A 14,133-nucleotide genomic window follows, 5' to 3' on the forward strand; every position below is an offset into this window, starting at 1 on the left:
AAGGGTATGGATTGCGTTCGGTTCGGCGGGCCGATGCAACACCCGGCGCCTCGAGGCGGGCTCGCGGCGCGGGTGAGCGGAACCCGCGCGAAGCGGTGTGCTCCCAGGCGGATTCGAGTCTCGTGCGAGGGGTGGCTGACAGTTTCGGGCCAGCACGCAGGACAGCGCGGGGCCAGAAGGACGTCGCACGGCTCGAAGGAGGGCGAAAGCGGTGGTGGAGGCTTTGAGTGTGCTGGTGCTGACGGGCACCGGCCTGGTGGCGGGGGTGCTCTTCGCGGTCGCGGTGAGCGTGATGCCCGCGCTGGTGGCGATGTCCCCGGAGCGGTACGTGTCCACCCACATCCTGCTCGGCAGACGCTACGACCGGATCATGCCGTTCATCGTCACCGGCTCCACGGCCGTGGACGTGGGGTTCGCGGTACGGGCGTCGGGCGGCCCCCGGGTGCTGTTCGCGGTCGCCGCGCTGTGCATGGCGGGGGTGGCCGTGGTGTCCCAGACCCGGAACGTGCCGATCAACCGGACGGTCAAGCGGACCCGGCCCGAGGACCTGGGCCCCGGCTGGCGGGACCCCCGTCCGGCCTGGCGCGGCTGGCACCTGGTGCGCACCGTCCTCGCCATCGCGGGCTGCGCGCTGACGGCCGCCGCGGTGGTGCTGTCATGAGCCCCGACGTCGTACGCCGGCTGCCGGAGGGACCGGAACGGGCGGCGGCCGATGCCCGGATGCGGGAGCTGCTGGCGCGTCCCGAGCCCGGTCCGGTCGCCGAGCGGCTCGCGCTGCTGCACTTCACGGGACGGCACAGCGGGCGGCCGTACACCGTGCCCGCCGGGGTGCACTCCCTCGGTGGCGCGCTGGTGGTGGCGACCGGCAGCGGCTGGCGGCACAACTTCGCGGGCGGCTCGCCGGGCGAGCTGACCTGGCGGGGCCGGCGGCGGCCGGTGCGGTTCGCGCTGGTCGGCGACGCGGAGCGCACCGCGCGCGGCTATCTGGAGCTGTACCGCCGCTACGGGGAAGAGGCCCCACGCCGGCTGGGCATCGCGGTGCGCGGCGAAGGGGTGCCGGGGCTCGGCGAGTTCCGGGAGGCGGTCGCCCGGTACGGGCTCTCCCTCGTGGAGGTCACCCTCCTCACCCGCGCCCCGCAGGAGAACAGCGCACCCACATCACACGCGGAGAGCGAAAGGACGCCACGATGAGCGGAATCGCCGGCTGGGTGGACTTCGAGCGGGACCTGACACCGGAGGCGCCCACCGTACGGGCGATGGCCGCGGCGCTCGCGCACCGCGGCCCGGACGGCTCCGGCGAGTGGATCGAGGGCCATGCCGCGCTGGCTCACCGGCACCTCGCCCTGACCGGCCCGGGCCGCACGGGCGGTCCGGCCCTCGTGGAGACGGAGGCAGGCGGCCCGGTGGCCGTGCTGACCCTGGACGGGTGCGTCACCAACCGGGTGGAGCTGCGCCGCGAACTGGGTGCGAGGGGGCACCGGTTCACCGGTGAGGACGACGCGGAGGTGGCGCTGCGCGCCTACCTGGAATGGGGTGCCGCGTTCCCGGAGCGGCTGGAGGGCCTGTTCGCCCTGGCCGTGTGGGACGTACGGAGGCAGGAACTGCTGCTGGTCCGCGACCGGTTGGGGGTGAAGCCGCTGTGCTGCTTCCTGACGCCCTCCGGTGTGGTCTTCGGCTCGGAGCCCAAGGCGCTGCTGGCGCACCCTGCGGTCCGGCCGGTGGTCGACGCCGACGGGCTGCGGGAGCTGTTCGCGCACAGCCGCAAGCCGGGCACCGGGGTGTTCCGGGGCACGCGTGAGGTGCTGCCCGGCCACACGATGACCGTGCGGGCGCCGGGCACGGGTCATCGTCGCTACTGGTCGCTGCCCGCCCGCCCGCACAGCGACGGCCTGGAGACCACCGTCGCCACCGTGCGCAGACTGCTGTCGGAGGCGGTCGCCACCCACCTGCGGGCGGACGTGCCGGTCGGCGCGATGCTGTCCGGGGGGATCGACTCCAGCACGCTGACCGCGCTCGCGGCGCGTGAGCGGCGGGCCGGGGGCGGCCGGCTCCGGTCGTTCTCGGTGAACTTCTCCGGCTACGCGGAGAACTTCGAGCCGCACCCGACGATGCGCGCCACCCCCGACGCCCCGTACGCGGCCCTCGCGGCCGAACACATCGGAACCGCACACACCGAGATCCTGCTGGACACGGCGGCGCTCGCCGACCCGCGGACGCACGCCGCCGCCCTGCGCAGCCAGGACGCGCCCTCGCCGCTCGGCGACATGGACGTCTCGCTGCTGCTGTTCTTCGAGGCGCTGCGGGGTGCGGGGATCACGGCGGTGCTCTCCGGGGAGACCGCGGACGAGGTGTTCAACGGTTACTTCTGGGCGTACGACCCGGCCCACAGCAACTCCACGACGTTCCCGTGGGTCTCCTTCGAGCGCGGGCACGACGCCGCCGCCGGCGGTCTCGGCTGCTCACTGGTGGACCGTACGCTCCGCAAGGAGCTGGACTTCATGGAGTACGCCGACCAGCACTACCGCGACGCGCTCACCGAGGTCCCGCAGGTCGCGGGGGAGACGCCCGCCGAGCGCAGGGCGCGCGAGGTCACCTACCTGGCGTTGACCCGGTGGGCCCCGACCCATCTGGACCGGGCCGACCGGATGAGCATGGCGCACGGGGTGCAGCTGCGCCCGCCGTTCTGCGACCGGGCGCTGGTGGAGTACGTCTACAACGTGCCGGCCGAGTGGAAGCGGGTGAACGGCCAGGAGAAGAGCCTGCTGCGGGCCGCGGTCGCCGATCTGCTGCCGGAGCCGGTGCTCAACCGGCCCAAGAGCGCCTACCCGACCGTCCAGGAGGCCGCGTACGGCGAGTTCGTCCGCCACCGCTTCGGGGAGGTGGCAGCGGACCGGACGGCGCCCGTCGCCCCGCTGCTGGACGCCGAGGCGACCCGGGTGGCGCTGGGCACGGCGGCGGCCCCCAGCGGTGCCTTCGCGTGGGTGGAACGGGCGAGCATGGAGATGGTGCTCCAGCTGAACACGTGGCTCGCGGAGTACGGGGTCGAACTCGACGTGTGAGCCGGGCGGGCGCCCCTGCGCACACAACCGCGCATAAATGTGCACCTTGTCATCCATGTGCGCGAAGCATAGGATGTGGGAAGGTGAAGAACGAGAATGTGGTATTCGGTTTCCACTTTTGTCGTCACCGTGCGCAGGGATATTGCTGGTTTCAACTTCTTTTCCGGCGAAGCGTAATTCCCCGAGTAAAGGGTGGGTAATTTTCCCTGCCTCTTCGGGTGTTCGGTGCTTCGCTGAAAAATGAGTGACGCAGGAAGGTGAAAAGCCGATGGCCGCCCCCCACACAGGCGGCTCACTCAGGGGGAATGCAGTGATAGAGATCGGTCTGCTGGGCTCCATGCGAATATGCAGGAACGGGGAAGACGTCACACCGTCGGCCCCCAAGCTGCGTCAGGTGCTGGCCCTGCTGGTGCTCAATGCCAACTCGCTGGTCAGCGTGGACCAGCTGTGCGAGGAACTGTGGGAGGACCACCCGCCGCTCAGCGCGCTGACCACCTTGCAAACCTACATTTATCAACTGCGCCGCAGACTGCTCCTGGCCACCGGACAGCACGGTGCGCCCTTCGGATCCCGCCCGCCGCACGGCTGCCCCGCCATCCTCACCAGGGTGGGCGGCTACGAACTGAGGCTGGACGACAAGCAGTCGGTGGACGCCTACCGGTTCGACCAGCTCACCGAACAGGGCATGGCACAACTGCGCACCGGCGCGGGAGGGGAGGAGGCGGCCCTCACCCTCAAGGCGGCCCTCTCCCTGTGGTACGGCGGAGCCCTGGTCGACGTCAGCACCGGACGCCGGCTGTCGGCCTGGTCGACCCAGCTGGAGGAACGCCGCAAGAGCGTGCTGGAGCAACGTTTCTCCCTGGAGCTCGAACTCGGCCGTCACCACGCCGTCCTGGACGAACTGTCCGAGGCCTTCCGCGCCCACCCCACCCACGAGGCGTTCGCCGGGCAGCTGATGCGGGCCCTGCACCGCTGCGGCCGCCGCCCGGACGCCCTGAACACCTTCCGCACCCTGCGCAGCCATCTCGTCGAGGAACTCGGGCTGGAGCCCTCCGCGCAGCTCCAGCGCCTCCACCAGGAGGTGCTCGCCGACCGCGGTCACCTCAGGGGGGCGGCCCCGGCCAAGACCGAGTCCGCGCCCGGCGGTCGGCGGCTCGGACCCGGTCCGGCCCAACTGCCCGCCGACAGCGGTGACTTCGTCGGAAGGGAACGCGAACTCGACCAGCTGGAGACCTTCCTCGGCGCGGACCGGCCCAGCACCGGCATGCGGGTGGTGGAGGTGCACGGCCCGCCCGGGGTCGGGAAGAGCGCCTTCGCCGTGCGCGCCGCGCACCGGCTGCGGCCGCGCTTCCCGGACGGGCAGCTCTTCATCGACCTGTCCGCCGTGGGCGAAGGCGCCCAGCAGCTCGCCGACGTGCTGTCGGCCTGCCTCACCGCCTGCGGCGTCCAGCGCGAGAAACAGCCCAGCGGACTCGACGAACTCAGCAGGCTCTTTCGCACCTGGACCGCCGACCGCAGGGTGCTCGTCGTGGTGGACGACGCGCTCACCGCCTCCCAGATCCGCGCCGTCCTGCCCGGCGGATCCGGCTGCGCGGTGATCGCCACCAACCGCTACCGGGCGCACAGCCTGTCCACCGGCCGCAAGATCGTCCTGCCCGCCCTGTCCCCGGAGGAGTCCCTCCAGCTCTACGACCGGGTCGCCGGGGAGCGTTCCCGGCAGGAGGACCCCACGGCGGTGCAGGAGCTGACGGGACTGTGCGAGGGACTGCCCCTGGCGATCAGGGCGGTGGCCGGCCGGCTCACCGCACGGCCCGGCTGGTCGGCGTCCCGGCTGGCGATGCGGCTGCGCGGCAATCCCCGGATGCTGCTCGAACTCCCCGACGGCACCCAGTCGCTGATGACCACGGTGGCCGCCAGCCACCGGCACCTGCCCGCCCCGTCACGGGAGTTGCTGCACCTGCTGCTCCAGCGCGAACGTCCCCGATGGAGCCTCGACGAGGTGGTGACCCGGCTGCGCCCCGGCATCGGGGACGCCGAGACACTCCTCGAATACCTCGTCGACGTCCACCTCGTACAGGAGCACCTGACCCCGGACGCCCGGCTGCTGTACTCCGTGCCCCGGCTCACCCGGCAGGCCCTGATCCTGCTGTCACGGGGCGCGCCCGCGGGCGACGTACCGCACGCGCGGATGGTCGGCGCCGGTGTCGTCGGCGGCACCGGCGTCACCCTGATGAAGGCCGACGTCCGCCGGTAACGGGACCCCTCACGGCCCGCCGCACCCCCGGGTGCGGCGGGCCGTCGTGCTGTGCACCGTCGGCCCGCGGCGCGCCAGCGGTTCTCCAGGCGCCTTCGAGAGCGTCTCGACCCCCGCCGACCAGGGTGAACACAGCACCGACAAGCCGGGAGGACATCGTGCACCGAACGCTGATCGTGGCGAGGATGGACCTCGCCGACGCCGAGGGCGTCGCGCAGGTCTTCGCCGATTCGGACAGCACCGAACTGCCGCATCTGGTGGGGGTGTCGAGGCGGACCCTGTTCGCGTTCCACAACCTGTACTTCCACCTGGTGGAGGCCGACCAGGACATCGCGCCGAACCTGTACAAGGCGCGCAGCCACCCGCTCTACGAGGAGATCAACACCCGGCTCGGCCAGTTCATCTCGCCCTTCGACCCCGACTGGCGCGAGCCCAAGGACGCCATGGCCGTCCCCTTCTACTCCTGGACGCCCCAGGAGGGCCCGCAGACCAGCACCCCGCGTTCGGCGAACCTGGGCGGTGCCCGATGAACGCCCCCGCCACCACCCGGGTCTCCGCGCACGAGGTCGCCGCCAACACCAAGCGCGGCGGCGACATCCGGGTCACCCTGAGCCCCAAGACCGTGGGCTGCACCTCGGGCTTCGGCGGCGTCCTGCGGCTGGCCCCCGGCCACCACGTCACCGAGCACCTCCACCCGTACTCCGAGGAGTTCCTGCACGTCGTGCAGGGCCGGCTGGAGATGACGCTGGACGGCGGCACGCCCGTCGCCCTCGGTCCCGGCGACTCGCTGCTGGTGCCGATCGGGGTCCGCCACCGCCTGGTGAACACCGGAACCGTGCCGGCCGAGGCGGTCTTCCACCTCTCCCCGCTCGCGCCCCGACCCGAACTGGGCCACGTCGACACCGAACAGCCGCTCGACGCGTCCGCGGGCAACCCCGATGTGGGAGCGGCCCGATGACGTCCGGACCCCGACGCGCGGTCATCACCGGTGTGGGAGCCGTCGCGCCCGGCGGGATCGGGCGGGACGCCTACTGGGACCTGCTCACCACCGGACGCACCGCCACCCGCCGCATCAGCCTGTTCGACCCGGCGGGGTTCCGCTCACGGGTCGCCGCTGAGTGCGACTTCGACCCGCTCGCCGCGGGGCTCACCCCCCAGGAGACCCGGCGGATGGACCGGGCAGGCCAGTTCGCGGTCGTCGCCGCCCGTGAGGCCGTAGCCGACAGCGGGATCGAACTGCCCGGTGCCGACCCCGAACGCATCGGCGTCAGCATCGGCAGCGCCGTCGGCTGCACCATGGGCCTGGAGGAGGAGTACGCGGTCCTCTCCGACGGCGGCCGCGACTGGCTCGTCGACCACAGCTACGGCGTCCCCCACCTGTACGGCTACATGGTGCCCAGCACCCTCGCCGTCGAGGTGGCCCGCCAGGCGGGCGCCGAGGGGCCGGTCGCGCTGATCTCCACCGGCTGCACCTCGGGCCTGGACGCCATCGGCCACGGCGTCCAGCTGATCGAGGAGGGCACGGCCGACATCGTGCTCGCGGGCGCCACCGACGCGCCGCTGTCGCCGATCACCTCCGCCTGCTTCGACGCCATCAAGGCCACCACCGCCAACAACGACGACCCGGAACACGCCTCCCGGCCCTTCGACGGACGGCGTGACGGCTTCGTCCTGGGCGAGGGCTCCGCCGTCATGGTGATCGAGGAACTGGAGTCGGCCAGGCGCCGCGGCGCCACCGTGTACGCCGAGGTCCTCGGCTTCGCCGGCCGCAGCAACGCCTTCCACATGACCGGACTCAAGCCCGACGGCCGGGAGATGGCCGAGGCCGTCCGGGTCGCCCTGGACCGGGCGCGGATCGGCCCGGACGGCATCGACTACATCAACGCGCACGGCTCGGGCACCAAGCAGAACGACCGGCACGAGACCGCCGCGTTCAAGCGCAGTCTCGGACAGCGCGCCCACGAGGTGCCGGTCAGCTCCATCAAGTCGATGATCGGGCACTCGCTCGGCGCCATCGGCTCCCTGGAGATCGCCGCCTGCGCCCTCGCCCTGCGCCACCAGGTCGTCCCGCCGACGGCCAACCTGTCCACGCCCGACCCCGAGTGCGACCTCGACTACGTGCCGGTGACGGCCCGCGAGCACCGCATGGACCGGGTGCTCAGCGTGGGCAGCGGCTTCGGCGGCTTCCAGACGGCGATGGTCCTCGGCCGGCCCGCCCTCGCCCACGGGGAGGCGGCATGAGCGCCTCCGGCATACGCCCCGGCCGGCGCGGCCGGTCCGTGGTCACCGGGCTGGGTGTGGTCGCGCCCACCGGGATCGGCGCCGTCCGGCACTGGGAGTCGGTGGTCTCCGGCAAGAGCGGCCTGGGCCGCATCACCCGCTTCGACCCGACCGGCTACCCCGTCCGGGTGGCGGGCGAGGTCCCCGGGTTCCACGCCCGTGAACAGGTGCCGGGACGGCTCGTCCCGCAGACCGACCGCTTCACCCACTTCGCGCTGGCCGCCGCCGAGGACGCCCTCGCGGACGCCGCCGCCGACCCGGCGACCCTGCCGGAGTACGAGATGGCGGTGGTGACCGCCAGCTCCTCGGGGGGCACGGAGTTCGGCCAGCACGAGATGGAGAACCTCTACCAGAAGGGTTCCTCCTGGGTCGGTGCCTACCAGTCCATCGCCTGGTTCTACGCGGCCACCACCGGCCAGGTCTCCATCCGGCACGGCATGCGCGGCCCCTGCGGGGTCATCTGCTGCGAACAGGCCGGCGGCCTCGACGCCCTCGGCCAGTCCCGGCGGCTGCTCGACACCGGCTCCCGGCTGGTGCTCAGTGGCGGCACCGACGCCTCACTGTGCCCGTACGGCCTGGTGGCGCAGCTGTCCACCGGCCGGCTGTCCACCGAGGACGACCCCGCCCGCGCCTACCTGCCCTTCGACGCGGCCGCCTCCGGTTTCGTCCCGGGCGAGGGCGGCGCCATGCTCGTCGTCGAGAGCGCCGAGGCGGCTCACGCCCGCGGGGTCCCGGCGTACGGCGAACTCCTGGGCTACGCGGCCGGGTTCGACCCCACCGCGGACGCCGTCCGCCGTGGGTCGCCGTCCACGGCGGAGGGCGTCCCACGGCCTCCCGCGCCGGAGGGCGCTGCGGCACAGACCCCGGCGGCGAGCCGCACCACCGCGCGGCACTCCGTGCTGGTGTCCGTGATCCGGCGGGCACTCGCCGACGCCGGGCTCGCCCCGGGCGAGGTCGACATGGTCTTCGCCGACGCCGCCGGCACACCCGCCGAGGACCTCGCCGAAGCCCGCGCCCTCACCGAGGTGTTCGGCCCCGGCGGGGTGCCGGTGACCGCGCCGAAGACCCTCACCGGGCGCCTCTACGCGGGCGGCGCCGCCCTGGACGTGGCGACCGCGCTGCTCGCCCTGTGCGCCGGGGTCGTCCCGCACACCGCGGGACTCGGCCGCCCGGCCCCCGGCTGCGAGATCGACCTCGTCCTCGACCGCCCCCGCCAGACCGACCCGCGCACCGCCCTCGTCCTGGCCCGCGGGCACGGCGGCTTCGCCTCCGCGCTGTTGGTGGGCGCCGGCGACCGCGACGCCCTCAGGAGGTGACCGGCTCACCGGCGACCGACCGGCATACGCGGGCGCGGCCCGCACGGGGGCGCGGGGAACCGGCCGACCGGATCCCACGCGCCCGCAGCACACACCCCACCCACGAAAGGATTCCCATGCCGGAGTTCACCCTGGACGACGTGCGCCGCATCCTCCGGGCCAGCGGCGGCGTCGACGAGCAGACCGACCTGGACGGCGAGCACTTCGCCGACACCGCGTTCGCCGACCTCGGCTACGACTCGCTGGCCCTGCTGGAGCTCGTCAACCGCATCGAGCGCGAGTACGGCATCCAGATCCCCGACGGCGACCTGGCGCACACCCAGACCCCGCGCGAGGCCCTCGCCCACGTCCGCGCCCGGCTCACGGAGGCCCGCGTCTGATGGCAGGACACACCGACAACGCGATCGTCGTCGAGGCACCGATGGACCTGGTGTGGACGATGACCAACGACGTGGCCGCCTGGCCGCGGCTGTTCAGTGAGTACGCCTCCGCCGAGATCCTCGGCCGGGACGGCGACACCGTCACCTTCCGCCTCGCCCTGCACCCGGACGAGAACGGCACGGTCTGGAGCTGGGTCTCCGAGCGCACCCCCGACCCCGCCACCCGTACCGTCGAGGCCCGCCGCGTCGAGACCGGCCCCTTCGCGTACATGAACATCCGCTGGGAGTACGAGGAGGTGCCCGGCGGCGTGCGGATGCGCTGGATCCAGGACTTCGCGATGAAGCCCGACGCGCCGATCGACGACGCGGGGATGACCGCCCGGCTCAACCGCAACACCGCCGTCCAGATGCGGCTGATCAAGGCCAAGGTGGAGACCGCCGCCCGGGCCGGCCGTCAACTCCAGGGCAAACGCGTCCTGGTGACCGGCGGCAGCCGCGGCATCGGCCGGGGCATCGTCCTCGCCGCTGCCCGGGCCGGGGCCGACGTCGTCACCTGCTACCGCACCCCCGGCGACGCCGTCGCCACCCTGGAGGAGGAACTCGCCGGCACCCCCGGCAAGCACCAGGTGCTGCGGGCCGACGCCGCCGACGAGACGGACGTGGACCGGCTGGTCACCGCGTGCGAGGCGAGCCTCGGCGGACTGGACGCCGTCGTCAACAACGCCGGGACGTTCCGTCCACAGCCCTACGCCGACCTCTCACCCGCCGAGTGGGCCGCCACCCTCCAGGGCAACCTGACCGCCACCCATCTGGTCACCCGGCGCACCCTGCCACTGCTCTCCGCAGGCTCCTCGGTGATCAACATCGGCTCCACGGTCGCCTTCATCGGCATGACCGGCGGCGTCCACTACACCGCCGTCAAGTCCGCCCTGGTCGGCATGACCCGTTCGCTGGCCCGGGAGCTCGGACCGCGCGGCATCCGCGTCAACACCGTCTCACCCGGCCGCATCGCCACCGAGGCGCTCGACGAACTGCCCGCCGAGGAGGCCGAGCGGCAGCGCGCCGTCTTCGCCTCCTTCACCGCGCTCGGCCGGCTCGGCACCGTCGACGACATCGCCCGGACCGTGCTGTTCCTCGTCAGTGACCACGCCGGTTACGTCACCGGTCAGAACATCCACGTCGACGGCTGCGTCTGAGCCGCGTCCCAGCCACGGAGGGAATCCCAGTGGAACTCGCACTGCACGGCAGGAAACTGCTCATCACCGGCGGCACCCGCGGCATCGGCCGGGGCATCGTCCTCGCCGCGGCCCGGGCCGGTGCCGACGTCCTCACCTGCTACCGGCAGGAGAGCGAGGCCGTCGACAGCCTGACCGCCGCACTGAAGGAAACGGCCGGGGACCACCACGTGATCCGCGCGGACGTCGGCGACACCGCCGAGGTCGACCGGCTCGTCGGCGAGGCCAAGGACCGCTACGGACGGCTCGACGGCATCGTCAACAACGCGGGCGTGATCAGCCACATCCCGTTCGCGGAGCTGCCCGCCGACGAGTGGTCGCGGATCCTCGACACCAACCTCACCGCCGCCTACCGGATCATCCACCAGGCGCTGCCGATGCTCGGCGCCGGCTCCTCGGTGGTCAACATCGGCTCGCGCGGCGCCGCCGCGGGCATACCCCTGCGCGCGCACTACACCGCCGCCAAGGCCGCCATGATCGGACTGACCCGCTCGCTCGCCAAGGAACTCGGCCCCAAGGGCATCCGCGTCAACGTGGTCGCCCCCGGTGTCATCGAGACCGAGGCCTTCGCCGCCATGCCCGCCGACCGCGCGGCGGGACTGCGCGCCACCTACGCGCAGAAGACCGCGCTGGCCCGCCTCGGCACCGTCGAGGAACTCGCCGGCCCGGTCCTGTTCCTGCTCTCCGACGCCGCCGCCTACATCACCGGCGAGACCCTCAACGTCGACGGAGGCATCTGACATGCCCGAACCCACCGAGAAGATCTTCCGGGTCACGCTGCGCATGCAGATCAAGCCCGGCATGGAGGCCGAGTTCGAGAAGGTGTGGCTGGAGGTCGGCGACTCCGTCACCAGCCACCCCGCCAACCTCGGCCAGTGGCTGTCCCGCAGCGCCGAGGAGGAGGGCGTCTACTACATCGTCAGCGACTGGGTGAACGAGCCGCTGTTCCGCGCGTTCGAGACCAGCGACCGGCATCTGGAACACCGTCAGAAACTGCACCCGTACCGCAGCGGCGGCTCCATGACGACCATGCACGTCGTCGCCGCCCTGTCCGGCGCGGCCTCGTGACCGGCGGCGCCGTCGAGGTCGTGCTCTACCACCTGAGCGACGACCCGGACCGGGTCCTGCCCGCCTACCACGAGGCCAGCCGCCGGATGGCGGGCACCGCCGGCCTGCTCGGCAACAAACTGCTGCACGCCCTCGGCGACCCGCGCTCCTACGTCGTGGTCAGCCGCTGGTCGGACTGGGAGGCGTTCACCGCCTGGGAGAGCGGCCCCGCCCACAAGGACCAGACCGCCCCGCTGCGCCCGCTGCGCGACACCGGCCGCGACCGGCCCTTCGAGATCTACCGGGAGCTCGCCGCGTACGCGGGCGACCGGGCCGCGACTCCCGTAGCCGACGCCCAGCGGGCGGGGCAGCGGGCCGCCACCCCCGTAGCCCCCGCCGGCACCAAGGAGAAGGAAGGAGTCTGAGCATGGCCCGCACGGACGCCCGGCACACGGCCCCACCGGCCGGCCCGCCCACCGACCTGTTCACCCCCGACTTCCATCAGAACCCGCACGACGCGCTCGCCGGCCTGCGAAAGACCGCGCCCGCGGTGCCCGTGACGACACCCAACGGCCTGCGCACCTGGCTGGTCACCGGCTACGAGCACGCCCGGGCCCTGCTCGCCGACCCCCGCCTGAGCAAGGACATGCGGGTCGGCCGGGACCTCATCCCGCGCAACTTCACCGACCCCGAGAAGCAGCGCAGGTTCCTCGCGGAAGCGGGGGAGCGCAGCCAGTTCCCGCACGTCCTCAGCGTGCACATGCTGGACAGCGACCCGCCGGACCACACCCGGCTGCGCCGGCTCGTCGGCCGGGCCTTCACCGCCCGCCGGGTCGAGTCGCTGCGGCCGCGCATCACCGGGCTCACCGACGAACTGCTGGACGCCATGGCCCGGCAGGATCGGCCGGACCTCATGGAGGCGCTGGCCTTCCCGGTGCCGTTCACGGTCATCTGCTGGCTGCTCGGCGTCCCCCCGGACGACCGGGCCGCCTTCCGCCGCTGGTCCAACCTGCTCGTCTCCGGTGCCGGCACCGAAGAGGTGAGCGAGGCCAGCGCGTCGATGATCGCGTACCTGAAGGCGCTCATCGAGGCGAAGCGGGCCGATCCGGCCGACGACATGCTCACCGACCTCGTGCACGCCCAGGACGCCGGCGACCAGCTCTCGTCGGACGAACTGATCTCCATGGCCTTCCTGCTGCTGGTGGCCGGCCACGAGACCACGGTCAACCTCATCGGCAACGGCACCCTGGCCCTGCTCACCCACCCCGAGGTGCGGGGACAGCTCGCGGCGGACCAGTCGCTGTGGCCCGCGGCCGTCGAGGAGTTCCTCCGCTACGACGGGCCGGTCACCAACGCCACCTGGCGGTTCACCACCGAGCCCGTCCAGGTCGGTTCGGTCACCATCCCCGAGGGCGAGTTCGTGACCATCTCGCTCGGCGCCGCCGGCCGGGACCCGGCCCGCTACCCCGAGCCCGACCGCCTGGACATCACCCGCTCCCACACCGCCTCGGTCGCCTTCGGCCACGGCATCCACCACTGCCTGGGCGCCCCGCTCGCCCGGCTGGAAGGACAGATCGTCCTCAGCCGCCTGTTCACGCGCCTGCCCGGGCTGCGGCTCGCCGTGGACCCGGACGAACTGCGCTGGCGCAGCAGCCTCATGATGCGCGGCCTGGAGGAACTCCCGGTGTTCACGGCGTGACCGCCGATCCCGCCCCGCCCCCTTTGGAGGACACACCCGTGGAACGTCAGGACACCCAACGCCCCTCCTGGGCCCCGCCGGAGGTCGACATCGACACCCCGAGCATCGCCCGGGTCTACGACCACTGGATCGGCGGCACCCACAACTTCCCCGTGGACCGCGAACTCGCCCGCAAGGTCGCGGCCGGCAACCCGGACCTCCCGGCCACCCTCAGGGCCAACCGCGCCTTCCTGCGCCGCGCGGTGCGCGAGCTGTCCGCGCTCGGCATACGGCAGTTCCTCGACATCGGCTCCGGCATCCCCGCCGAGGGCAACGTGCACGACATCGCCCTCGCCGCCCACCCGGACAGCAAGGTCGTCTACGTCGACATCGACCCGGTGGCCGTCGCGCACGGCCGGGCCTTGCTCACCGGCGAACCGCGAGCGGCGGTCTTCCAGGGCGACCTGTACAAGTCCCGGGAGATCCTCGACGCGGAGGACACCCGCCGGCTGATCGACTTCGACCGGCCGGTCGCGCTGATCCTCGCCGCCGTCCTGCACTTCGTCCCCGACGAGGACGATCCGCTCGCCCTGGTGCGCCAGTACACCGAGCGGCTGGCACCCGGCAGCGCCCTGGTCATCTCGCACGCCGGTGCGGAGGAGGTCCCGAGGACGGCGCCGGAGGCGGCCGAGCAGTACCGGGGCGCCGTGAGCCGGGTGATCTGGCGCGACAACCGGGAACTCGCGGCGCTGTTCGAGGACTTCGAGCTGCTGGAGCCCGGTGTCGTGCGTGCCCCGCTGTGGCGCCCCGAACCGGCCGAGACCCCCGACCCGGGGCTCGCGATGCTGGCCGGAGTGGCGCTCAAACCGGCTGGGTGACCGGGG

14 protein-coding genes and 2 pseudogenes are annotated in these 14,133 nt (G+C 72.8%); all 16 read left to right on the forward strand.

The genetic code is table 11. The features are described 5' to 3' along the window. Positions 1–211 precede the first annotated feature (211 nt). Positions 212–661 (forward strand): DUF1772 domain-containing protein, encoded by a 450-nt coding sequence (locus tag ACIQU3_RS12220; RefSeq protein ID WP_234750083.1) that lies wholly within the window; start codon positions 212–214, stop codon positions 659–661. Continuing rightward, on the forward strand, positions 658–1,191 hold the full coding sequence (locus tag ACIQU3_RS12225) for a hypothetical protein (RefSeq protein ID WP_403734472.1): 534 nt from the start codon (positions 658–660) through the stop codon (positions 1,189–1,191). Before ACIQU3_RS12220 ends, ACIQU3_RS12225 begins: the two co-directional genes overlap by 4 nt. Continuing rightward, entirely contained in the window at positions 1,188–3,059 is a 1,872-nt protein-coding gene (asnB, locus tag ACIQU3_RS12230) for an asparagine synthase (glutamine-hydrolyzing) (protein WP_403734469.1), read from the forward strand. Before ACIQU3_RS12225 ends, asnB begins: the two co-directional genes overlap by 4 nt. Before the next feature lie 310 nt (positions 3,060–3,369). Beyond that, positions 3,370–5,313, forward strand: coding sequence for a BTAD domain-containing putative transcriptional regulator (locus ACIQU3_RS12235; protein ID WP_403734466.1), 1,944 nt, complete (start codon positions 3,370–3,372; stop codon positions 5,311–5,313). Between the two features lie 158 nt (positions 5,314–5,471). Then, a complete protein-coding gene (locus tag ACIQU3_RS12240; RefSeq protein WP_403734461.1) occupies positions 5,472–5,843 on the forward strand; it encodes a TcmI family type II polyketide cyclase in 372 nt (123 codons plus the stop codon). Beyond that, complete coding sequence (locus ACIQU3_RS12245) at positions 5,840–6,271, forward strand: cupin domain-containing protein (RefSeq protein WP_403734458.1); 432 nt, start codon at positions 5,840–5,842, stop codon at positions 6,269–6,271. Before ACIQU3_RS12240 ends, ACIQU3_RS12245 begins: the two co-directional genes overlap by 4 nt. Continuing rightward, a complete protein-coding gene (locus ACIQU3_RS12250) occupies positions 6,268–7,554 on the forward strand; it encodes a beta-ketoacyl-[acyl-carrier-protein] synthase family protein (protein ID WP_403734455.1) in 1,287 nt (428 codons plus the stop codon). Before ACIQU3_RS12245 ends, ACIQU3_RS12250 begins: the two co-directional genes overlap by 4 nt. Beyond that, complete coding sequence (locus ACIQU3_RS12255) at positions 7,551–8,909, forward strand: ketosynthase chain-length factor (RefSeq protein WP_403734448.1); 1,359 nt, start codon at positions 7,551–7,553, stop codon at positions 8,907–8,909. The genes ACIQU3_RS12250 and ACIQU3_RS12255 overlap by 4 nt, the downstream gene beginning before the upstream one ends. Before the next feature lie 116 nt (positions 8,910–9,025). Continuing rightward, the gene (locus ACIQU3_RS12260) at positions 9,026–9,289 is read left to right on the forward strand and encodes an acyl carrier protein (RefSeq protein ID WP_403734445.1); all 264 of its coding nucleotides are present in this window, start codon (positions 9,026–9,028) and stop codon (positions 9,287–9,289) included. Beyond that, positions 9,289–9,738 (forward strand): annotated as a pseudogene (locus tag ACIQU3_RS12265) (SRPBCC family protein); the annotation flags it as partial. The gene ACIQU3_RS12260 and the pseudogene ACIQU3_RS12265, both read left to right, overlap by 1 nt. Positions 9,739–9,768: 30 nt before the next feature. Beyond that, a pseudogene (locus ACIQU3_RS12270) lies at positions 9,769–10,485 on the forward strand (SDR family NAD(P)-dependent oxidoreductase); the annotation flags it as partial. 29 nt (positions 10,486–10,514) lie between these two features. Next, positions 10,515–11,264 (forward strand): SDR family NAD(P)-dependent oxidoreductase, encoded by a 750-nt coding sequence (locus tag ACIQU3_RS12275; protein ID WP_403734444.1) that lies wholly within the window; start codon positions 10,515–10,517, stop codon positions 11,262–11,264. 1 nt (position 11,265) lies between these two features. Then, positions 11,266–11,592 carry an antibiotic biosynthesis monooxygenase family protein gene (locus ACIQU3_RS12280; protein ID WP_403734441.1) on the forward strand — a complete coding sequence of 109 codons (327 nt, stop codon included), beginning with the start codon at positions 11,266–11,268 and terminating at the stop codon, positions 11,590–11,592. After that, positions 11,589–11,996, forward strand: coding sequence for an antibiotic biosynthesis monooxygenase family protein (locus tag ACIQU3_RS12285; protein ID WP_403924666.1), 408 nt, complete (start codon positions 11,589–11,591; stop codon positions 11,994–11,996). Before ACIQU3_RS12280 ends, ACIQU3_RS12285 begins: the two co-directional genes overlap by 4 nt. A 2-nt stretch (positions 11,997–11,998) precedes the next feature. Further along, a complete protein-coding gene (locus tag ACIQU3_RS12290) occupies positions 11,999–13,270 on the forward strand; it encodes a cytochrome P450 (protein ID WP_403734435.1) in 1,272 nt (423 codons plus the stop codon). Positions 13,271–13,308: 38 nt separating this feature from the next. Next, positions 13,309–14,127 carry an SAM-dependent methyltransferase gene (locus ACIQU3_RS12295; protein WP_403924669.1) on the forward strand — a complete coding sequence of 273 codons (819 nt, stop codon included), beginning with the start codon at positions 13,309–13,311 and terminating at the stop codon, positions 14,125–14,127. The last annotated feature ends 6 nt before the right edge of the window (positions 14,128–14,133 follow it).

Source organism: Streptomyces sp. NPDC101110, from assembly GCF_044759525.1.
GTDB lineage: Bacteria > Actinomycetota > Actinomycetes > Streptomycetales > Streptomycetaceae > Streptomyces.